Raw genomic sequence first — 20,657 nt, forward strand, 5'->3', positions numbered from 1 at the left:
GCCGTGCGCGGCGGCACGCTCCCGGATGCCGACCAATCCCAGCCCCGAGCCGCCCCCGGGGCCCCGCCCGTCGTCGGTGACGGTGAGCGTCAACGCCTCGGGCCGGTGCTCCAGCCGGACGCGGACCGTGCTCGCGTCCGCATGCCTGATCACGTTCGTCAGGGCCTCCTGCGCGATCCGGTAGACGGTCGCCTCGACCGCCAGGTCCGGCGCACCGGGGTCGCCCGTGACCTCGTACGAGACCGCCGGACCACTGCCGCGCACCCGCTCCACGAGCCCCGGCAGTCCGGCCAGCGCGGGCTGGGGCTCCCGCGGCGCGTCCGGCGCGCCCTCGTTCTCGCGCAGTACGCCGAGCATCCGGCGCAGCTGCGCCATCGCGTCCCGGCCCGTCTCCGAGATCGCGTCGAAGGCCGCCTCGGCACGCTCCGGCGCCGTGCGGACCGCCACCGGACCGGCCTCCGCCTGCACGATCATCAGGCTCACCGCATGGGACAGGATGTCGTGCATCTCCCTGGCGATCCGGGCCCGTTCGCGGGCCGCCGCCTGCTCGGCCTCGATCCGGTGCGTCAGCTCCAGCTGACGGGCCCGGTCCTCCACCGCACGCAGATACGCCTTGCGCGTCACCGTGAACCGGCCGAAGGCGTAGGCCGCCGCGAACACGAACAGGGAGAAGAGCAGCTCCCGCATGTCGTCGCCGTCGAGTCCGACCGAGACCAGCACCGCCGCCACCGTGAGCACCGCGATCCCGATCCGCTTCGGCGGCGAGGAGAGCTCGGCCACCGTGTAGAACGCCACGAGACCGGTGTACGGCAGCGGCTGCCCCGGCCCGTCGACGGCGAAGGTGTACAGGGCCCCGGCGGCCATGACCGTGACGAGGACCGCGACCGGAGCCCGGCGACGGGCCACCAGCGGCAGCACCATCAGGGTGGTCAGACCGTACGACGTCCACGTCGCCTCCGGCAGCTCGGGGGCGCGCGGCACGACGAACGGCATGGTCATGGCCGCCTGCACCAGCAGGGCCACTCCGATGTCCGTCCTCCACGTCCCCCGGGCGCGCGTCCACACCTCCCGCGGATCCACTACGGCTTCCGGGCCACCGCGCCGAACTGGGCGACCAGCGGCGCCCACGGCTCCGCGCGCCAGCGCGCGCACGACACGATGCCCGGCTCCAGGAGGTGGAGTCCGGTCAGGAACGTGGCGAACTCGGCGCGGCCGCGGGCGGTGATCGGCGGGGTGGCGTTCTCGTTCCAGAACCGCATCGCCGCCTCGTTGCCCTCGCCGCCCAGCTCCAGCGTCGGATGGGTCAGCACCAGATGGCTGCCGGACGGCACCGCGTCCATCAGCGTCCGTACGATGTGCCGGGCCTCGTCCGTGTCCAGGACGAAGTTGAGGATGCCGAGCAGCAGGACGGCGACCGGCTTCTCCAGGTCCAGCGTCGGCTCGGCCGTCCGGAGGATCTCCTCCGGACGGCGGGCGTCCGCTTCGACGTACGCGGTCGCGCCCTCCGGGGAGCTGGTGAGCAGCGCACGGGCGTGCGCCAGCACGATCGGGTCGTTGTCGACGTACACGACGCGGGAGCCGGGGGCGGTGTGCTGGGCGACCTCATGGGTGTTCCCGGCGGTCGGCAGACCGGTGCCGATGTCCAGGAACTGCCCGATCCCCACGTCACCGGCCAGATGACGGACGGCGCGCCCCAGGAACTCCCGGTCGGCGCGCGCGACTTCGCCGATGCTCGGGTACATGGCGGTGACCCGGTCGCCGACCTCGCGGTCCACGGGGTAGTTGTCCCGGCCGCCCAGCCAGTGGTTCCAGACCCGCGCGTTGTGGGCGACGTCGGGGCGGACGCGGTCGGGAAGGGGGTCGGTGCGGGCGTCGGTCACGGTTCTGCTCCTCGGGCCGGCCGGTGATCGGGGGGAGGGGAGGGAAGAAGGGGACAGGAGTGCCGTCCATGATGCCGGACGGTCAAGCGGGGCCGGTGGCCGAGGAGTTGGCGAGGACGCCGCGCAGGACGTCCACCCGGTTGGTGGTGATCGAGTCGACGCCCCGCCGGACGAGGCGGCGCATGACGGGGGCGGTGTCCACCGTCCAGGCGGACACCAGCAGTCCGTCCCGGTGCAGACGGTCCGTCAGATCGCGGTGCACCAGGCCGAACCGGTAGTTCAGCCAGCGCGGCCGCACCGCGTCGAGCAGCGCCGGGCCCGGCGGCTCGGACGACGTCCAGGTCAGGGCGATCTCGGCGGCGGGATCGGCGGCGCGCACCCGCAGCATCGCCTCGGGGCCCGCGCAGTAGTACACCCGCTCCGCGGCTCCGCACCCGTGCACCGCGGCGACGGTCCGCGCCACGGAGCCGTCGGTGGAGCCGGGCAGATCGATCATGACGCGCTGCGCCCCGGCGGCGAGCAGCGCCTCGCGCAGCGTGGGCACACCGCCGCGGGTCAGCCCGGTGAGCTCGGCCCGGGTCAGCCGGTCCAGCCGCAGGTCATGGCCCCACAACCGCTTCAGCGTGGCGTCGTGCAGCAGGACCGGCACCCCGTCGCGGGTGACCCGCACGTCGATCTCGACCGCGTCCGCCCCCTGTGCGAGGGCGGAGCGGATCGAGGGAAGCGTGTTCTCGCGGACCCGGTAGGGGTCGCCGCGGTGCGCCACGGCGGTGACTGAGGTGGCCATGGGGTCATTGTGACCACCGGGACCCCCGTCCGCGCCCCGGCCGACTCACCGACCGGTACGCGCCGACGGGCTCACCGGCCGGCGCGTACCACCGGGCTCACCGGCCGGAGTGTTCCAGCCGGTTCACCGGCCGGCGCGCTCCAGCCAGCTCGCCGTGTACGTGTCGATCTCGGCGGCCAGCGCCCGCTTGCCGGCCGGGTCGAGGTACGAGGCCTCGACCGCGTTCTTCGCCAGCCCGGCGAGCCCGCGCTCGTCCAGGTCGAGCAGCCGGGCGGCCACCGCGTACTCGTTGTTGAGGTCGGTGCCGAACATCGGCGGGTCGTCGCTGTTGATGGTGACCAGGACACCGGCCCGCACCATCTCCCGGACCGGGTGCCGGTCGATGTCGGCCACGGCGCGGGTCGCGATGTTCGAGGTCGGACAGACCTCCAGCGGGATGCGGTGCTCGGCGAGGTGGGCCAGCAGCTTCGGGTCCTGGACGGAGTTGGTGCCGTGGCCGATGCGCTCGGCGCGCAGATGGGTCAGCGCGTCCCAGACGGTCTGCGGCCCGGTGGTCTCCCCGGCGTGCGGCACGGAGTGCAGGCCCGCGGCGATCGCGCGGTCGAAGTAGGGCTTGAACTGCGGGCGCCCCACCCCGACCTCCGGACCGCCGAGCCCGAAGGAGACGAGCCCCTCGGGCCGCAGGTCCACGGCGAGCCGGGCGGTCTCCTCGGCGGACTGGAGCCCGGCCTCGCCGGGGATGTCGAAGCACCAGCGCAGCACGACGCCCAGCTCGGCCTCGGCGGCCTTGCGGGCGTCCTCTATCGCCTCCATGAACGCCTGCTCGGGGATGCCGCGCCGGGTCGAGGAGTACGGCGTCACCGTCAGCTCCGCGTACCGGATGTTCTGCCGCGCCATGTCGCGGGCGACCTCGAAGGTCAGCAGGCGGACGTCCTCCGGGGTGCGGATCAGGTCCACGACGGAGAGGTACACCTCGATGAAGTGCCCGAAGTCCGTGAAGGTGAAGTAGTCGGCCAGCGCCTCGGGGTCGGTGGGGACCTTGGAGTCGGGGTGGTGCGCGGCCAGCTCCGCGACGATGCGGGGAGAGGCGGACCCGACGTGGTGGACGTGCAGTTCCGCCTTGGGAAGCCCCGCGATGAAGGGGCGCAGTTCGGACATCGGACTCTCCGGGGCGTGGGACGACGGGCTGCCGGGCGCGGTCGGCCGGGCAGGGGACGGGCATCATCGTAGGCCGGGTCCGCAGGTGAACAGGCGGGCCGTAGCATGACGGGACCACGATGGGGGAGGCATATGTCAGACAACACAGAGCAGCCCGAGGGCGGGGGCGCGCCGCGGGATCCGTGGGCCGCGCCCGACGGCAGGGTCCCGCTGGACAAGAAGGTTCCGCTGGACAAGCCGGCCGGCGACACCCGTCCGCCCGCCGTGCACAGCCAGCCGACGGTCACCTCGATGCCGGGCGTCGGGGACGGCCCCGCGCCGGCCGACGCGCCGCCGCCGGGGTTCGGATCGCCCGACGGGCCCGGGCCGGTACCCGGCGAGGTGCCGCCGCCCCCGGTCGGCCCCAACGGACCGGGGCAGCAGTTCCCGCCGCCTGCGGGCCAGTACGGCTACCCGGCCGCACAGCCGCAGTACGGGTATCCGGGATACCCGGGATACCCCGGATACCCCCAGGCGCCGTGGGGCCCGCCGCCCGCGAACGGGATGGGCACGGCGGCCATGGTGCTCGGCATCCTGGCCGTCTGCATGTTCTGCGTCTACGGGATCCCGAGCCTGATCCTGGGCGTACTGGCCCTGATCTTCGGCATCCTGGGCCGCAAGCGGGTGCAGCGCGGTGAGGCGACCAACAGCGGCCAGGCGCTCGCCGGGATCATCATGGGGTCCATCGGCATCGCCTTCGGCGTGGCGATCATCAGCTTCTTCATCTGGCTGTTCGCCACCCACGCCGACGAGTTCGACGACAACACCGTCTACGAGGACGACCCGTACGCCACGTCCCTGGTCGTCGACGTCACGCGGTAGCGGCCAACCGGCACCGGACCGACGGCGCACCCCTTCCCGACGGCCGTGCGGGCCGGGCCCCGGCCCTCCCGCACGGCCGTCGCGCCGTACCGGGACCGGGGGCGACCCGCCGCCGCGCAAGGACCGCCGCCTCCGCGGACGTCCAGCAGTCCCGCCTGCATGGACGTCCAGCAGTCCCGGCCCCCTCGGGCCGCCCGCAGTCCCGGCCCGACCGGCCGTTCCCCGCAGACGTCCGGCAGCCCCGGCCGTTCCCCGCGGTGCCCCGGCCCTCTCAGGCCGCCCGCAGTCGCGTCCGGGCGTCCATCAGCGCGAATCCCAGCAGGTTCAGCCCCCGCCAGGTCGCCGGGGCGGCCGCCCGGGGGTCGTCCGCCGCCAGACCTATGCCCCAGATCCGGTCCATCGGGCTCGCCTCGACCAGTACCCGGTCCCCGGTGTTCAGCAGGAACTCCCGCAGCTCCGGGTCGGCGGCGAACTTGTGCACACTGCCGGCCACCACCAGCCCGTACCGCTCGCGCTCCCACACCGCGTCGTCGAAACCGCGGACCAGCCGGCCCACCTTCTTCGCCACCGCGGGGCTCTTCGCCGCCACCGCCGCGGCCTCTGACTCCGCGTCGCCGAACAGGCGCGCCTTGCCCGCCATCATCCAGTGCTCGGCCGACGCGTACGTCACGCCGTCGACCGTGAAACGCGACGGCCACCACTGACTGAGGCAGCTCGCGCCGATACGGCCGTCGGGCCGCGGACGGTGTCCCCAGAAGTGCAGGTACTTCACCTTCTCCCCGCGCGCTACCCGCGCCAGAAGATCGTCCATGTGTTCCATGACATGCGATTCTGGCATTCGCCACTGACACTACGTACGGGGAATTCCGCACTGACGCGACACATGGTCGACAGATTCCGTTGCGTAACCAAAAGGCAACAACGGAATCACTTGTTGGGGTGGATGGCCTCTGTCAGGATCGGCACTCAAATCGAGCAGAGACTACGCCGCCCCCGTGTTTCCGGGGCACGCGGCGGAGGAGAGCGTCATGGGCAACGGCATCCAGGTGCGGGACCGCTTCGCGGACGGCGCACAGTACATCGGCGGAAAGCTGCGGTCCGGAACATCGGGGCGCCGGCACGACGTGGTGAATCCCGCGACGGGCGAGACCGTCTACAGCTACGAGCTGGCGGGCACCGCGGACGTGGACGCCGCCGTGGCCGCCGCGCGCGAGGCGTTCCCCGGCTGGTCGGGCGCGACGCCCGCCGAGCGGGCCGAGGCGATGCACCGCTTCGCCGCCGTACTCGCCGAGCAGGCCGACGACTTCGCGTACGTGGAGTCGCTCCAGTGCGGCAAGCCGATCAAGCTGTCCACCGAGTTCGACGTGCCCGGCACCGTCGACAACACCTCCTTCTTCGCCGGCGCCGCCCGCCATCTGGAGGGCAAGTCGGCCGCCGAGTACGACGGCGACCACACCTCGTACGTACGCCGTGAGGCGATCGGCGTCATCGGCTCCATCGCCCCCTGGAACTACCCGCTCCAGATGGCCGCCTGGAAGGTCCTCCCGGCCATCGCCGCAGGCAACACCATCGTGCTGAAGCCCGCCGAGATCACCCCGTTGACCTCGCTGATGTTCGCCCAGGCGGCCACGGAGGCGGGCATCCCCGACGGCGTGATCAACATCGTCACCGGTGCGGGCAAGGAGGCCGGCGAGCACCTGGTCGGCCACCCGGACGTGGTCATGACCTCCTTCACCGGCTCCACCGCCGTCGGCAAGCGGGTCGCGGAGATCGCCACCTCCACCGTCAAGCGCCTCCACCTCGAACTCGGCGGCAAGGCCCCCTTCGTGGTCTTCGACGACGCCGACCTCGACGCCGCGGTCAACGGCGCCGTCGCCGGGGCACTCATCAACACCGGTCAGGACTGCACCGCCGCCACCCGCGCCTACGTCCAGCGCCCGCTGTACGACGCCTTCGTACGGGGCGTCGCCGAGCTGATGGAGACCGTCCGGCTCGGCGACCCCTTCGACCCGCACACCGACCTCGGTCCGCTGATCAGCCATGCCCAGCGGGACCGGGTCGCCGGATTCGTCGAGCGCGCCCGCGCGTACGCCACCGTCGTCACCGGCGGCGAGGCCCCCGGCGGCGAACTGGCCGACGGCGCCTACTACCGGCCCACCCTCGTCGCCGACGCCGCCCAGGACAGCGAGATCGTCCAGTCGGAGATCTTCGGCCCGGTCCTGGTCGTGCTGCCCTTCGACAGCGACGACGAGGGCATCCGCCTGGCCAACGACACCCCGTACGGGCTCGCCGCCTCCGCCTGGAGCCGCGACCTGTACCGCGCCAACCGTGCCACCCGCGAGATCAAGGCGGGCTGCGTCTGGGTCAACGACCACATCCCGATCATCAGCGAGATGCCGCACGGCGGATACAAGGCCAGCGGCTTCGGCAAGGACATGTCCTCGTACTCCTTCGAGGAGTACACGCAGGTCAAGCACGTCATGTACGACAACACCGCGGTCGTCCGCAAGGACTGGCACCGCACGATCTTCGGGGACCGATAAACCGGCCGACCCCGGCCCCACACACCCGAAAGGGCAACGGCATGGAGCAGTACGAGCCCGAGCGCCTCTCCGCGGCCCAGATCGCCGCGATGCGACGCAGCCTGACCAGCGGCCGGGGCGCCCTCACCCGCCGATCGCTGATCCGCGCCTCCGGCATGGGGGCGCTGGCGATCGGCGGGCTGGGCACACTGAGCGCCTGCGGCATCCCGCCGGCGAAGCGCTCGGAAGGCGGCGCTGCGGCGTCCGACGACCACTCGGCCCGGGAGAAGCAGATCAACTTCTCCAACTGGACCGAGTACATGGACGTCACCGAGGACGGCAAGCACCGGCCCACCCTGGAGGCGTTCACGAAGCGCACCGGCATCAGCGTCAAGTACACCGAGGACATCAACGACAACGTCGAGTTCTTCGGCAAGATAAAACCGCAGCTCGCGGCCGGCCAGGACACCGGGCGCGACATCATCTGCGTCACCGACTGGCTGGCCGCCCGCATCGTCCGCCTCGGCTGGGCGCAGAAGCTCGACGCCTCGAACCTGCCGCACGCCTACGCCAACCTCTCGACCCAGTTCCGTTCCCCGGACTGGGACCCGGGCCGCGCCCACTCGTACCCCTGGGCGGGCATCCCGACCGTCATCGCCTACAACTCCAGGGCGACCGGCGGACGCAAGGTCGACTCGGTCACGCAGCTCCTCGACGACCCGAAGCTCAAGGGCAAGGTCTCCTTCCTCTCCGAGATGCGCGACACCATCGGCATGACCCTGCTCGACATGGGCAAGGACCCCGGCACCTTCACCGACGCGGACTACGACGCCGCGATCGGCCGGCTCCAGAAGGGCGTCGACAAGAACCAGATCCGCCGCTTCACCGGCAACGACTACACCGCGGACCTCGACAAGGGCGACATCGCCGCCTGCGTCGCGTGGGCCGGCGACGTCATCCAGCTCCAGGCCGGGAACCCGGACATCAAGTACGCGATCCCGGCCGCGGGGTACGTCATATCCAGCGACAACCTGATGGTCCCGGTGGAGGCCCGGCACAAGACCAACGCCGAGAAGCTCATCGACTACTACTACGAGCCGTCGGTCGCCGCACAGCTCGCCGCCTACATCAACTTCGTCTGCCCGGTCGACGGGGTCCGCGAGGAGCTGGCGAAGATCGACCGGGCGATGGCCGACAACGTCCTGATCCTCCCGGACAAGGAGATGGCGTCCCGATCGCACGCCTTCCGCTCCCTGACCAGCAAGGAAGAGACGGCGTACGAAGAGAAGTTCGCCAAGCTCATCGGCGCCTGACCCCGCGCCCCTTTCTCCCCGATCTCCCTCCGACACCACCGGGACCGCGATCCATGACACAGCAGCAGACCGGCGGCGACGTCCGCCTCACCGGGATCAGCAAGACGTACGGCTCCTTCATCGCCGTCGAACCCCTCGACCTGACCGTCCCGCAGGGCACCTTCTTCGCACTGCTCGGCGCGTCCGGCTGCGGCAAGACCACCACCCTGCGGATGATCGCGGGCCTGGAGGAGGCGACCACCGGCACCATCTCGCTCGGCGACCGGGACATCACCGATCTGCCCCCCTACAAGCGGCCCGTCAACACGGTCTTCCAGAGCTACGCGCTCTTCCCGCACCTCGACATCGCCGAGAACGTCGCCTTCGGTCTGCGCCGGCGCGGCATCAAGTCGGTGAAGAAGCAGGTCGACGAGATGCTGGACCTCGTCCAGCTCGGCGACTTCGCCAAGCGCAAGCCGCACCAGCTCTCCGGCGGCCAGCAGCAGCGCGTCGCCGTCGCCCGCGCCCTGATCAACCACCCGCAGGTGCTCCTGCTCGACGAACCGCTCGGTGCCCTCGACCTCAAGCTGCGCCGCCAGATGCAGCTGGAGCTCAAGCGCATCCAGACCGAGGTCGGCATCACCTTCATCCACGTCACCCACGACCAGGAGGAGGCCATGACCATGGCCGACACCGTCGCGGTGATGAACGCGGGCCGGGTCGAGCAGCTCGGCGCCCCCGCCGACCTGTACGAGAACCCGCGGACGACCTTCGTCGCCAACTTCCTGGGCACCTCCAACCTCATCCAGGCCGAGGTCGTCTCCACGGGCACCGACATCGTCGTGTCCGCGGGAGGCGGGAAGCTGCGGCTGCCCACCGACCGGTGCACGGCCCGGGCCACCGAGGGCGGCAAGCTGCTGCTCGGCGTGCGCCCCGAGAAGATCTCCCTCGCACCCGCCGACGACACGGACACGATCGCCGAGGGCCGCAACCGGGTCACCGGCCGGATCGTCGACTCCAGCTTCATCGGGGTCTCCACGCAGTACGTGGTGGAGAGCCCGGCCGGCAAGGAGCTCCAGGTGTACGAGCAGAACATCGACCGGCGCGCGGGACTCACCCCCGGCACCGAGGTCGTCCTGCACTGGAACCCGGCGCACACCTTCGGTCTGGACGCCTCCCAGGACATCGACGCCGGTGTGGAGACGGTGGAGGACGCGGCGTGACCGTCACCAAGGAGGCGCCACCGGCGCCCGTCACCGAACTGAAGATCCGCAAGCCCGCCACCCGCAAGCGCCTCGTCCCCTACTGGCTGCTGCTCCCCGGCATCCTGTGGCTGCTCGTCTTCTTCGCACTGCCGCTCGTCTACCAGGCGTCGACCTCCGTGCAGACCGGCTCCCTGGAGAAGGGCTTCGAGGTCACCTGGCACTTCGCGACGTACTGGGACGCGCTGCAGGACTACTACCCGCAGTTCATCCGGTCCCTGCTGTACGCGGGCACCGCCACGATCCTGTGCCTGCTGCTCGGCTACCCGCTCGCCTACCTCATCGCGTTCAAGGCCGGCCGCTGGCGCAACGTCGTCCTGGTCCTGGTCATCGCGCCGTTCTTCACCAGCTTCCTGATCCGCACCCTCGCCTGGAAGACGATCCTCGCGGACGGCGGCACGGTCGTCGAGGTGCTCAACACCCTGCACGTCCTGGACGTCACCAGCTGGCTCGGCTGGACCGAGTCCAACCGGGTGCTGGCCACCCCGCTCGCCGTGGTCTGCGGCCTCACGTACAACTTCCTGCCTTTCATGATCCTGCCGCTCTACACCTCGCTGGAGCGGATCGACGGCAGGCTGCACGAGGCGGCCGGTGACCTGTACGCCACCCCCGCCACCACCTTCCGCAAGGTGACCCTCCCGCTCTCCATGCCGGGTGTCGTCTCCGGGACGCTGCTCACCTTCATCCCGGCCAGTGGCGACTACGTCAACGCCGAACTGCTCGGCTCCACCGACACCAAGATGGTCGGCAGCGTCATCCAGACACAGTTCCTGCGGGTCCTGGACTACCCGACGGCCGCCGCGCTCTCCTTCATCCTCATGGCGGTCGTCCTGCTCATGGTCACCTTCTACATCCGCCGCTCCGGGACGGAGGACCTGGTCTGATGCCCGTACTGCGCTGGATTCGCCGCAACCTGGTCGTCCTCGTGGGTCTGCTGACCCTCGCGTACATGATCCTGCCGAACATCGTCGTCATGGTGTTCTCGTTCAACAAGCCGAAGGGGCGCTTCAACTACTCCTGGCAGCACTTCTCCCTGGACGCCTGGAAGGACCCCTGCGGCGTCGCCGACATGTGCGGCTCGCTCTCGCTGTCCCTCCAGATCGCCTTCTGGGCCACCGTCGGCGCGACCGCGCTCGGCACGATGATCGCCTTCGCGCTGGTCCGCTACCGCTTCCGGGCGCGCGGCGCGATCAACTCGCTGATCTTCCTGCCGATGGCGATGCCCGAGGTGGTCATGGCCGCCTCGCTGCTCACCCTCTTCCTCAACATGGGCGCGCAGCTGGGCTTCTGGACGATCCTCATCGCGCACATCATGTTCTGCCTGAGCTTCGTCGTGACGGCCGTCAAGGCGCGCGTGATGTCCATGGACCCGCGGCTGGAGGAGGCCGCCCGCGACCTGTACGCCGGACCCGTGCAGACCTTCCTGCGGGTGACGCTGCCGATCGCAGCCCCCGGGATCGCCGCGGGAGCGCTGCTCGCCTTCGCGCTCTCCTTCGACGACTTCATCATCACCAACTTCAACGCGGGCTCCACCGTGACCTTCCCCATGTTCGTCTGGGGATCGGCACAGCGGGGCACACCTGTACAGATCAACGTCATCGGAACGGCGATGTTCGTCATCGCCGTGGCGGTGGTCGTCGTCGGCCAGCTGATCGCGAACCGGCGCAAGAAAAGCACACGATAGAAAGTCCTGAAGGAGTTGGAAACCATGGCCCCAGTTGCCATGCGTACCGCTGCACAATCACTCTCCGACGCACAACCGGTGTCGTTCTGGCTGGACGACCCCGAAAAGCCCGCGGCGCTGCCGGCGCTCACCGGTGACGAGCGCTGCGACCTGCTCGTCATCGGCGGCGGCTACAGCGGACTGTGGACCGCGCTGCTCGCCAAGGAGCGCGACCCGGAACGGGACGTCGTACTGATCGAGGGGCACGAGGTGGGCTGGGCCGCCTCGGGCCGCAACGGCGGATTCTGCGCCGCCTCCCTCACCCACGGCCTGCCCAACGGACTGGACCGCTGGCCGGACGAGATCAAGAAGCTGGAGGAGCTCGGCGAGCACAACCTCGACGCCATCGAGGCCGCCGTCGCCCGCTACTCCATCGACTGCGAGTTCGAGCGCACCGGCGAGATCGACGTCGCCACCGAGCCCCACCAGCTCGAAGAGCTCCGGGAATGGCACCAGGAGACCGAGAAGCTCGGCTTCACCGGTACGGAGTTCCTGGACCGGGACGCGCTGCGCGCCGAGGTCGACTCGCCGACCTTCCTGGGCGGGCTCTGGGACCGGCGGGGTGTCGCCATGCTGCACCCCGCCAAACTGGCCTGGGGCCTGAAGCGGGCCTGCCTCGGCCTGGGGGTGCGGATCTACGAACACACCCGGGGCCTCGAACTGGCCGGGACCACCGCCGGAATGGCCGTCCGCACGCCCTACGGAAGGATCTTCGCGCACCGGGTGGCGCTCGGCACGAACATCTTCCCGTCGCTGGTCAAGCGGGTGCGCCCGTACACCGTGCCGGTCTACGACTACGCGCTGATGACCGAACCGCTCACCGCGGACCAGCTGGCCTCCATCGGCTGGCGGAACCGGCAGGGGCTGGGCGACAGCGCCAACCAGTTCCACTACTTCCGGCTGTCGGCCGACAACCGGATCCTGTGGGGCGGCTACGACGCGATCTACCCGTACGGCGGCCGGCTGAACGCCGATCTCGACCAGCGCCCGGAGACCTTCCTCAAGCTCGCGGGCCAGTTCTTCGAGTGCTTCCCGCAGCTGGAGGGCGTCCGCTTCAGCCACGCCTGGGGCGGGGCGATCGACACCTGCTCCCGCTTCTCCGCGTTCTTCGGCACGGCCTACCGCGGCCGGGTCGCCTACGCCGCCGGATACACCGGGCTCGGCGTCGGCGCCACCCGGTTCGGGGCCGACGTGATGCTCGACCTGCTGGCGGGCGAGCGGACCGAGCGGACCGGGCTGGAGATGGTCCGCAGCAAGCCGATGCCGTTCCCGCCGGAGCCCTTCGCCTGGACCGGGATCGAGCTCACCAAGCGGTCCCTGGCCAGGGCCGACCGCAACGGCGGGCACCGCAACCTCTGGCTGCGGACGATGGACCGGCTCGGACTCGGCTTCGACAGCTGAGACTCCGCCCGGCGGCCGCCGGGCCGCCGGGACACCGGGCCGGTCACCCCTCGGGGTGACCGGCCCGGTTCCGTTCCGACCGATCGTCCGAACCCGCGTAATGGACCGGGGCGACCCCTGTCTCCCGTGTGGACGCGTCGGCCACCCACGGCCGGCGCGCGGTACACGGAACGGAGACCGGTCATGACTGGCGCGGGGGCCGAAGCAGCAGTCGAGTGGCTCGTGTCGGTGGCGCCCGACCCCGATGCCTGCCGTCGGGAATGGGAGCGCGACCCGCGGGGGATCGCGCTCCTTCCCGCCGGCCGGCGCTGGGACGCGCTGATCCTTCCCGGGGAGCTGGGCCGTCCCGCTCTCGACGTGCTCACCCGGCTCATCGACGGGCCGGGTCCCGTCCTCGCCGACTCCGGCGGGGCCCGCATCGTTTTCCTCGTGCCGCCGGGCACCGTCGCCCGCTGGGTCGGCACCGGCGTGCGGGGCGCGGGCCGGGGGAGCTGGATCGCCGTGCCCCGCCCCGGGCGGACGGCGGCGGGCGGGGTGCGCTGGCTGATCCCGCCGGACGGCAGGGGCACCCTCACCGACATGACGCTCCTGGAACTCGCGATGCACGAGGCGGCGGCCCGGCGGGCCGGGAACGAAAGGGGCTGACGGAGCCGCGAAGAAGGGGCGAGGACGAGGGGAGGGGACAGGAGCCGGGAAACGGGACATGTCGGCGGCGGGTGCGACGGGGTACTGCCAGAGGTCTTGACAACCTGATTGGTCTGGACCATGTTGTGCCCGCCGCACTCAATTCCCCCATGCACGGAGGCCGTTGTGGAACGCACGGGACCACCCGCCCGATTTACCGGACTTGTGGCCGCCTTCTCGGCGGCGCTGCTCGCCGCGGGCGGACTGACCGCCCTCGCCCCGTCCGCCGCCGCCGCCGACGTCGACCTGGCGCGCAACGGCGGCTTCGAGTCCGGCCTGGATGGCTGGAGCTGCACCGGCGGCAGCGGAGCCGCCGTCAGCACCCCCGCCCATAGCGGCACCTCGGCGCTGAAGGCGACCCCGGCCGGCGGCGACAACGCCAAGTGCTCCCAGGTGGTGAACGTCCAGCCGGACTCCACGTACACGCTGAGCAGCTGGGTGCAGGGCTCGTACGTCTACCTCGGCGCGTCCGGCACCGGCACCACCGACGTCTCCACCTGGGCCCAGTCGTCCGCCGACTGGAAGCAGCTCACCACCACCTTCAAGACCGGGCCGTCCACCACCTCGGTCACCGTCTACACCCACGGCTGGTTCGGCACCCCGGCCTACTACGCCGACGACCTCACCCTCGTCGGCCCCGGCGGCGCCCCCGTCGAACTGCCCGCCGCCCCCACCGGGCTGAAGGCCGGCACGGTCACCGCGTCCTCGGTCGACCTGTCCTGGACCGGTTCCACCGGGGCCACCGGCTACAACGTCTACCGGGGCGACACCAAGGTCCTCTCCGCCACCGGCACCTCCGCCACGGTCACCGGCCTGACCGCCTCGACCGCGTACAGCTTCCGGGTCGCCGCGACCAACTCCGCGGGCGAGTCCGCCAAGTCCGCCGCCGTGTCCGCCACCACCACGGCGGGCGGCGGGGGCGGGGACGGCGGCAAACTGCCCGCCCACGCGCTCGTCGGCTATCTGCACGCCAGCTTCGCCAACGGCTCCGGCTACACGCGCATGGCGGACGTGCCCGACTCCTGGGACGTCATCGACCTGGCCTTCGGCGAGCCCACCTCGGTCACCTCCGGCGACATCCGCTTCTCGCTCTGCCCGGTCACCGAGTGCCCGAACGTCGAGTCCGTCGCCGAGTTCAAGGCCGCCATCAAGGCCAAGCAGGCCGCGGGCAAGAAGGTCCTGATCTCCATCGGCGGCCAGAACGGCCAGGTGCAGCTCACCACCGCCGCCGCCCGGGACACCTTCGTCTCCTCCGTCAGCAAGATCATCGACGAGTACGGCCTGGACGGCCTCGACATCGACTTCGAGGGGCACTCGCTCTCGCTGAACACCGGCGACACCGACTTCCGGAACCCCACGACCCCGGTCGTCGTCAACCTGATCTCCGCGGTGAAGACCCTCAAGGCCAAGTACGGCGAGAAGTTCGTCCTCACCATGGCGCCCGAGACCTTCTTCGTGCAGCTCGGCTACCAGTACTACGGCTCGGGCCCCTGGGGCGGCCAGGACCCCCGGGCCGGCGCCTACCTGCCGGTCATCCACGCCCTGCGCGACGACCTGACCCTGCTGCACGTCCAGGACTACAACTCGGGCTCCATCATGGGCCTGGACAACCAGTACCACTCGATGGGCGGCGCGGACTTCCACATCGCCATGACCGACATGCTGCTCACCGGATTCCCGGTGGCCGGCGACCAGACCAAGGTCTTCCCCGCGCTGCGGCCCGACCAGGTCGCCATCGGCCTGCCGGCCTCCACCCAGGCGGGCAACGGCCACACCTCGCCCGCCGAGGTCACCAAGGCGCTGAACTGCCTGACCAAGAAGACCGACTGCGGCTCGTACACCACCCACGGCACCTGGCCCCAGTTGCGCGGGCTGATGTCGTGGTCGATCAACTGGGACCGCTTCAACAACGGGGAGTTCTCGAAGAACTTCGACGCCTACTTCGGCAACTGACGCCCGCTCCGGAGGCCCGGGCCGCTCAGGCCCGGGCCTCCGGGGACGTCTGCCCGGGAGACCGGGAACGCCCGCCCCGGCAGCAGAACCGGAGAACGACCAGCAGCGCCCCGCACAGCCACCAGCTGCCCAGCACGTCCAGCGGCCAGTGGTAGCCGCGCAGCACCAGACCGATGCCCGTCGCCGTGGCCAGCAAGGCAGCGGCGACGGGCATCATCCACGACCACGGCCGCCGTGCGTGCGGCGCGAGCAGCAGCGCCGCGGCCCCGTACGCCACCACGGCCGTCGCCGCGTGCCCGGACGGGTAGTAGCCGGTGGCCTCCGTCAGCGGCCCCGGACGGGCGATCCAGTCCTTCAGCGGTACGACGAGGAGCGGTACCGCGACCATGGCCAGGACCGCGCACAACGGCGCGCGTCGCTCACCGCGCACCAGGGACCGGACGATTGCGAGCCCCAGCACCGGGAGCGCGACCTGCATGTTGCCGAGATCGGCGAGGAACTCCGTCAGGCGGAGGGGGCCCTGCCCCACGACCGCCCGCCCGATCCGCTCGTCGAGACCCCGCAGCGGGCCGTCGGCCGCGACCTGCCAGGTGGTGAGCGCGAACAGCACCACCAGGAACGGTGCCGGGAGAAGGAGAAGGGCCGGCCGCCCGGGAACAGGGGGGGTGGTTCCGGGGCGGCCGGTCGGATCGGTCCGCCGCGCGCCCCGGGGGGTCTGGGGCGGGCGGCCGTCCGATCGGTGAGGAGTGCCGGAACCGAAGGATCCGGCGGTGTGCCCGAGGACACGGCCGAAACGGCGCCGGGGAAGCTCCGGTTCGGCATCGCCCGCAGTCCCCTGTGGGCGAGGTGTTTCTCTCATCTGCGCAAACCGTACGGCAGCCGATGGGGGACCGACAGCCGGAAACGTATCCCGCCATCGGCCCCGCACACCTTCTTCACAGGCCCACACGCGACGCCTGCATCCCCGGCGGGGGAGCGGTCCTCCGCCGCCGGGTCCGCACGGATCAGATCCCGGCGAAAGCCTGCTCGATGACGTCGAGCGCCTCGTTCAGCAGGTCCTCGCCGATCACCAGCGGCGGCAGGAAGCGCAGGACGTTGCCGTACGTGCCGCAGGTGAGGACCAGCACGCCCTGGGCGTGGCACGCCTTGGCGAGCTTCGCGGCGGCCTCCGGGTGCGGGTCCTTCGTGCCGGACTTCACCAGCTCGATCGCGATCATCGCGCCGCGGCCGCGGATGTCACCGATGATGTCGCCGTTGTCGAGCTTCGCCTGCATCTCGGCGAGGCGGCCCTTCATGACCTCCTCGATGCGCTTGGCCTTCCCGTTCAGGTCCAGCTCGCGCATCGTCTCGATGGCGCCCAGGGCACCCGCGCAGGCGACCGGGTTGCCGCCGTAGGTGCCGCCGAGGCCACCGGAGTGGGCGGAGTCCATGATCTCGGCGCGGCCGGTCACGGCGGAGAGCGGGAGACCGCCCGCGATGCCCTTGGCGGTGGTGATCAGGTCCGGGACGATGCCCTCGTCCTCGCAGGCGAACCACTGGCCGGTGCGGCAGAAGCCGGACTGGATCTCGTCGGCGACGAAGACGATGCCGTTGTCCTTGGCGAACTGGGCGATCGCCGGGAGGAAGCCCTTGGCCGGCTCGATGAAGCCGCCCTCGCCGAGCACCGGCTCGATGATGATCGCGGCGACGTTCTCCGCGCCGATCTGCTTGTTGATCTGGTCGATGGCCTGGGCGGACGCCTCGGCACCGGCGTTCTCGGCACCGGTCGGCCAGCGGTAGCCGTACGCCACCGGCACCCGGTAGACCTCGGGCGCGAACGGACCGAAGCCCTGCTTGTACGGCATGTTCTTGGCGGTCAGCGCCATCGTGAGGTTGGTGCGGCCGTGGTAGCCGTGGTCGAAGACGACGACCGCGGTGCGCTTGGTGTGGATGCGGGCGATCTTCACCGCGTTCTCCACGGCCTCGGCGCCCGAGTTGAACAGCGCCGACTTCTTGGGGTGGTCGCCCGGCGTCAGCTCGGCGAGCTGCTCGCAGACCTCGACGTAGCCCTCGTACGGCGTGACCATGAAACAGGTGTGGGTGAAGTCGGCGAGCTGCGCGGACGCGCGGCGCACGACGGCCTCGGCGGAGGCGCCGACCGACGTCACGGCGATGCCGGAGCCGAGGTCGATCAGGCGGTTGCCGTCCACGTCCTCGATGATTCCGCCGCCGGCGCGGGCGGTGAACACCGGCAGGGTGGAGCCCACGCCCGCCGCCACCGTGTTCAGCCGGCGGGCCTGCAGCTCCACCGACTTCGGGCCGGGAATGGCGGTGACGATGCGTCGCTCCTGCGGAATTTCGGTCATGGGGGGCTCCTGGGGGGATGTTTCGGACGCTTCACCAGCAGGCTAGGGGCGAGGCACGGGGTCCGGCATGTTCCGTTCGGGAGTGGTGCCGGCGCGCCGTTGTCCGCCACGGACATAGCGGGGGCGCGGGGACGGGGGGCCGCCACGTCGCGCGGACCGGACGAGGGGCCCGGAGCACGGCCCGGAACATCCCGGCGGACCGCGTCCGACAGGGTGGTGCGGGGCACTAGATTGATGACTTCGGGCGCCCGCGCCCGGAGTTACCGGTCGGAGCTGGTCAGGGGACGAGGGACAGCAGATGGACACCGAGGGCACGTACGGCTCGCGCGACACCCGCTCCGGCCATCCGGTGCCGCGCCCGGCCGGCCCGCCACCGCCCGAACTGCCGCCGAGGCCCGGCCACGCCCCCGCCACCGGCCCCTCGCTCGGTGACTGGCTCCGCACCCCGCGCGCGGCGGCCGAGCCCGGCCTGTGGCGGTTCGGCCACCGGCCCCGGCCCGAGGCCGACCCCGACCGGGTGCCCGACCGGTCCCTGATCAGCGGCGCGGTGGTGGCACTGCTCGCCGCCCTGCTGGTCTGGTCGCTCTGGCGCAACGGTTACGTGCCCCACAGCCGCATCCTGCTGGAACTGGTCACCCCCTCCGACTGGTGGGGGCTCGAACGCCCCATGGCGGCCGTGACCGCGCTCGCCGTCTACAACAGCCTGGTCGCCGTCCTGGTGATCTGGGGCTTCGGCCGCCTCGGCAACTGGCGCGAGGTGTTCCGCCGCTACGCCGTCGAGCACCCCCTGCCGGGCCGGGTGCTGCGCACCGTGCTGACCGCCGCCGTGCTCATCTGGTGCTTCGTGAACGCCGACGACGTGCTGCCCTTCGACAACCTGGCGCTGGGGCTGACCCCGCACTCCTGGCTCTTCAGCGGTACCGCCGAGGAGGTCAAGGAGCAGGTGGAGACCTTCACGACCGTCTTCCACCTGACGGGAGCCGCCGTGATCCTGCTGCTGATCGGACGGGCCGCCGACTGGCCCGGGACCGTCCGCGAGTTGCGCGGCGGCCGCAGGAGCGCCCCGGAGCCGGAGAAGGCACCGGCGGAGGACCCGGCCGACTGGCCGCTGCTGCGCGCCGCGGGCCAGCAGGAGGCCGCCGACCGGCTGGCGGCGGAGCGGCGCACCGGCCGCATGAACGACGTCGACTGCGTACGCATCCGGCGCGCCTGGAGCGGCGTGGAGGCCGACCCCGCGCGGCTCCGCCCCTTCGTCGACGCCGTGCTCGGCCAGGGCGCGGCGGCCTGCCCGCACCCCTCGGGGGCCCGGGACCTGCCGGTTCGCTCCGCCACCCACGACCTGCTCACCTCGCAGGTCCGGCTCGGCCGCTACCCGGACCGCGACCGCAGCCCGGCCGCCCGGCGGGGCGCGGGCGCCGCCGTCGATCCGGCGGTGCTGGGCGCGTCCCTGCTGGCCGTCGGCCCCTTCGGCGCGGGCAAGACCCGGCACCTGGTGCGCCCGGTCGTGGAGTCGCTCGCCCTCCAGGCCCTCGCCGGGAAGGCGGTGGTCGTGGCCGTCTGCGCGACGGGCACTCCACTCGGGGCCGACGAGGGCTACGACGTGGTGATCAAGCCGGGCGACCCGTCCTCCACCCACGACCTGGACCTGTACAGCGGAACGGACGACGCCGACGAAGCCGCCGCCCTGCTCGCCGAGGCGCTCGCCGGGGACCTGCCCGACGTCGACGCGCGGCGGGCCGCCACGGCCCTGGCCCAGCTCCTCGGCCCGTACCGGGCGGCCCACGGGCGCTTCCCCGCGGTCCCGGTGCTCCGCGAACTCCTCGAGGGCTCGCCCGGTGCCCTGGCGGAGCTGCGGACCCGGCTCGACGCCGACACGCACCGCTCCTACATCCGTGAACTCGACGGCCGGGCCCGGCAGACGGCCGCCCCCGGCGATCCCGGCGTCCGGCTCGCCGAGCGCCTCGCGTCCCTGGACCGGCCGGCCTTCGCCGGGTTCTTCGACCCCGGAGCCGCCGCCCGCGCCTTCTCGGCACGCACCCTCGAACACCCGCTGCGGGTCCGGGTCGACCTCCCCGAGCGCGCCCATCCGGAGGCTGCCCGGCTCCTCACCCGCCTGGTGCTCGCCCAGTTCACCGCGGGCGCGGCGGCCCGCACGGACCGCTCCCTGTTCGCCTTCCTCGCCCTGGACGACGCCACCCACACCGTCACCGCCGAGTCCGTGCGGGCCGTGCAGCGGCTGCGGAGCCGCAACGCCGGGGTGCTGCTCACCCTGCGCGGACTGGACGACGTCCCCGAGGGCCTGCACACGACGCTGCTGGGCTCCTTCGGCTGCCACATGGCCTTCTCCGGCGTCACCACCTGGGACGGGCGGCTCTTCGCGCAGGCGTGGGGCACCGAGTGGGTGGAGACCACCGAGGTCGCCAAGCACACGGTCTTCGCCGACCAGCCGCTCACCCGGGCCGTGCACGCCCTGCGCAAGCTCGTCACCGGCAAGGCCGTGACCACCGACGCGGTCACCGTCCGCCAGGTCGAGCGGGAACGCTGGTCGGCCTCCGAGCTGGCCCACCAGGTGCCCGCCGGACACGCGGTCCTCTCCCTGACGACGGTCGGCAACGAGCACGCGCCCCCGCTGCTGGTGGACCTGAACGGCTGAGGGGGCGCCGGGCGCGGGGTCCGTCGGGCATGACCATGACGGACCCCGCCGCCATGGTCATGGCGGACCCTGCCGCTCTGGCAGAATTGACGGGAGTCGTTCATACGGGACGGCGAAAAACCGACTTCCCGAGGTC

General features: G+C 71.7%; 17 protein-coding genes. 10 read left to right on the forward strand and 7 right to left on the reverse strand.

The window, feature by feature from the left end; translation table 11 throughout:
• The 4 genes from EAO76_RS32965 to EAO76_RS32980 all read right to left on the reverse strand — a co-directional run.
• The coding region (locus EAO76_RS32965) for a sensor histidine kinase (protein ID WP_148840447.1) at nucleotides 1–999 on the reverse strand (999 nt) is incomplete at its 3' end.
• 80 nt (nucleotides 1,000–1,079) lie between these two features.
• Nucleotides 1,080–1,880 carry an SAM-dependent methyltransferase gene (locus EAO76_RS32970; protein WP_148839622.1) on the reverse strand — a complete coding sequence of 267 codons (801 nt, stop codon included), beginning with the start codon at nucleotides 1,878–1,880 and terminating at the stop codon, nucleotides 1,080–1,082.
• A gap of 82 nt (nucleotides 1,881–1,962) precedes the next feature.
• Nucleotides 1,963–2,667, reverse strand: a complete 705-nt coding sequence (locus tag EAO76_RS32975; protein ID WP_148839624.1) for a glycerophosphodiester phosphodiesterase — start codon at nucleotides 2,665–2,667, stop codon at nucleotides 1,963–1,965.
• A 123-nt stretch (nucleotides 2,668–2,790) separates the two neighbouring features.
• Nucleotides 2,791–3,825, reverse strand: a complete 1,035-nt coding sequence (locus EAO76_RS32980; RefSeq protein ID WP_148839625.1) for an adenosine deaminase — start codon at nucleotides 3,823–3,825, stop codon at nucleotides 2,791–2,793.
• Nucleotides 3,826–3,957: 132 nt separating this feature from the next.
• On the opposite strand from EAO76_RS32980, the gene EAO76_RS32985 reads away from it, so the two are divergent.
• Nucleotides 3,958–4,686 carry a DUF4190 domain-containing protein gene (locus EAO76_RS32985; protein ID WP_148839627.1) on the forward strand — a complete coding sequence of 243 codons (729 nt, stop codon included), beginning with the start codon at nucleotides 3,958–3,960 and terminating at the stop codon, nucleotides 4,684–4,686.
• A 271-nt stretch (nucleotides 4,687–4,957) separates the two neighbouring features.
• On the opposite strand, the gene EAO76_RS32990 is transcribed toward EAO76_RS32985, so the two are convergent.
• Nucleotides 4,958–5,497: an NADAR family protein gene (locus tag EAO76_RS32990; RefSeq protein ID WP_148839629.1), complete on the reverse strand. Its 540-nt coding sequence runs from the start codon at nucleotides 5,495–5,497 to the stop codon at nucleotides 4,958–4,960.
• Between the two features lie 217 nt (nucleotides 5,498–5,714).
• On the opposite strand from EAO76_RS32990, the gene EAO76_RS32995 reads away from it, so the two are divergent.
• The 8 genes from EAO76_RS32995 to EAO76_RS33030 all read left to right on the forward strand — a co-directional run bounded on the left by EAO76_RS32995 (nucleotide 5,715) and on the right by EAO76_RS33030 (nucleotide 15,523).
• Nucleotides 5,715–7,229, forward strand: coding sequence for a gamma-aminobutyraldehyde dehydrogenase (locus tag EAO76_RS32995; protein WP_148839631.1), 1,515 nt, complete (start codon nucleotides 5,715–5,717; stop codon nucleotides 7,227–7,229).
• A gap of 41 nt (nucleotides 7,230–7,270) precedes the next feature.
• Entirely contained in the window at nucleotides 7,271–8,521 is a 1,251-nt protein-coding gene (locus EAO76_RS33000; RefSeq protein WP_148839633.1) for a PotD/PotF family extracellular solute-binding protein, read from the forward strand.
• Between the two features lie 53 nt (nucleotides 8,522–8,574).
• Entirely contained in the window at nucleotides 8,575–9,723 is a 1,149-nt protein-coding gene (locus EAO76_RS33005; RefSeq protein WP_148839635.1) for an ABC transporter ATP-binding protein, read from the forward strand.
• A complete protein-coding gene (locus tag EAO76_RS33010; RefSeq protein ID WP_148839637.1) occupies nucleotides 9,720–10,646 on the forward strand; it encodes an ABC transporter permease in 927 nt (308 codons plus the stop codon). The genes EAO76_RS33005 and EAO76_RS33010 overlap by 4 nt, the downstream gene beginning before the upstream one ends.
• Nucleotides 10,646–11,446 (forward strand): ABC transporter permease, encoded by an 801-nt coding sequence (locus EAO76_RS33015; RefSeq protein WP_148839639.1) that lies wholly within the window; start codon nucleotides 10,646–10,648, stop codon nucleotides 11,444–11,446. Before EAO76_RS33010 ends, EAO76_RS33015 begins: the two co-directional genes overlap by 1 nt.
• A 24-nt stretch (nucleotides 11,447–11,470) precedes the next feature.
• Nucleotides 11,471–12,886 (forward strand): FAD-binding oxidoreductase, encoded by a 1,416-nt coding sequence (locus tag EAO76_RS33020; protein ID WP_148839641.1) that lies wholly within the window; start codon nucleotides 11,471–11,473, stop codon nucleotides 12,884–12,886.
• Between the two features lie 183 nt (nucleotides 12,887–13,069).
• On the forward strand, nucleotides 13,070–13,531 hold the full coding sequence (locus tag EAO76_RS33025; protein WP_148839643.1) for a hypothetical protein: 462 nt from the start codon (nucleotides 13,070–13,072) through the stop codon (nucleotides 13,529–13,531).
• Between the two features lie 165 nt (nucleotides 13,532–13,696).
• Nucleotides 13,697–15,523 (forward strand): chitinase, encoded by a 1,827-nt coding sequence (locus tag EAO76_RS33030; RefSeq protein ID WP_148839645.1) that lies wholly within the window; start codon nucleotides 13,697–13,699, stop codon nucleotides 15,521–15,523.
• A gap of 25 nt (nucleotides 15,524–15,548) precedes the next feature.
• Here EAO76_RS33030 and EAO76_RS33035 read toward each other — a convergent pair whose 3' ends face one another.
• Both EAO76_RS33035 and gabT read right to left on the reverse strand, forming a co-directional pair.
• Complete coding sequence (locus EAO76_RS33035; protein WP_316248386.1) at nucleotides 15,549–16,133, reverse strand: phosphatase PAP2 family protein; 585 nt, start codon at nucleotides 16,131–16,133, stop codon at nucleotides 15,549–15,551.
• Between the two features lie 394 nt (nucleotides 16,134–16,527).
• Nucleotides 16,528–17,868 carry a 4-aminobutyrate--2-oxoglutarate transaminase gene (gabT, locus tag EAO76_RS33040; RefSeq protein WP_148839648.1) on the reverse strand — a complete coding sequence of 447 codons (1,341 nt, stop codon included), beginning with the start codon at nucleotides 17,866–17,868 and terminating at the stop codon, nucleotides 16,528–16,530.
• Between the two features lie 298 nt (nucleotides 17,869–18,166).
• On the opposite strand from gabT, the gene EAO76_RS33045 reads away from it, so the two are divergent.
• Nucleotides 18,167–20,521: an ATP/GTP-binding protein gene (locus EAO76_RS33045; RefSeq protein WP_148839649.1), complete on the forward strand. Its 2,355-nt coding sequence runs from the start codon at nucleotides 18,167–18,169 to the stop codon at nucleotides 20,519–20,521.
• Nucleotides 20,522–20,657 lie beyond the last annotated feature (136 nt).

It is taken from the genome of Streptomyces sp. sk2.1, from assembly GCF_008120935.1.
Lineage (GTDB): Bacteria > Actinomycetota > Actinomycetes > Streptomycetales > Streptomycetaceae > Streptomyces.

What these genes read in the sequence shown, in the direction of transcription:
- EAO76_RS32975 (WP_148839624.1), bottom strand. Translation starts at nt 2,667, where the DNA reads ATGGCCACCTCAGTCACCGCCGTGGCGCACCGCGGCGACCCCTACCGG.
- EAO76_RS32980 (WP_148839625.1), bottom strand. Translation starts at nt 3,825, where the DNA reads ATGTCCGAACTGCGCCCCTTCATCGCGGGGCTTCCCAAGGCGGAACTG.
- EAO76_RS32985 (WP_148839627.1), top strand. Translation starts at nt 3,958, where the DNA reads ATGTCAGACAACACAGAGCAGCCCGAGGGCGGGGGCGCGCCGCGGGAT.
- EAO76_RS32990 (WP_148839629.1), bottom strand. Translation starts at nt 5,497, where the DNA reads ATGGACGATCTTCTGGCGCGGGTAGCGCGCGGGGAGAAGGTGAAGTAC.
- EAO76_RS32995 (WP_148839631.1), top strand. Translation starts at nt 5,715, where the DNA reads ATGGGCAACGGCATCCAGGTGCGGGACCGCTTCGCGGACGGCGCACAG.
- EAO76_RS33000 (WP_148839633.1), top strand. Translation starts at nt 7,271, where the DNA reads ATGGAGCAGTACGAGCCCGAGCGCCTCTCCGCGGCCCAGATCGCCGCG.
- EAO76_RS33005 (WP_148839635.1), top strand. Translation starts at nt 8,575, where the DNA reads ATGACACAGCAGCAGACCGGCGGCGACGTCCGCCTCACCGGGATCAGC.
- EAO76_RS33015 (WP_148839639.1), top strand. Translation starts at nt 10,646, where the DNA reads ATGCCCGTACTGCGCTGGATTCGCCGCAACCTGGTCGTCCTCGTGGGT.
- EAO76_RS33020 (WP_148839641.1), top strand. Translation starts at nt 11,471, where the DNA reads ATGGCCCCAGTTGCCATGCGTACCGCTGCACAATCACTCTCCGACGCA.
- EAO76_RS33025 (WP_148839643.1), top strand. Translation starts at nt 13,070, where the DNA reads ATGACTGGCGCGGGGGCCGAAGCAGCAGTCGAGTGGCTCGTGTCGGTG.
- gabT (WP_148839648.1), bottom strand. Translation starts at nt 17,868, where the DNA reads ATGACCGAAATTCCGCAGGAGCGACGCATCGTCACCGCCATTCCCGGC.
- EAO76_RS33045 (WP_148839649.1), top strand. Translation starts at nt 18,167, where the DNA reads ATGGACACCGAGGGCACGTACGGCTCGCGCGACACCCGCTCCGGCCAT.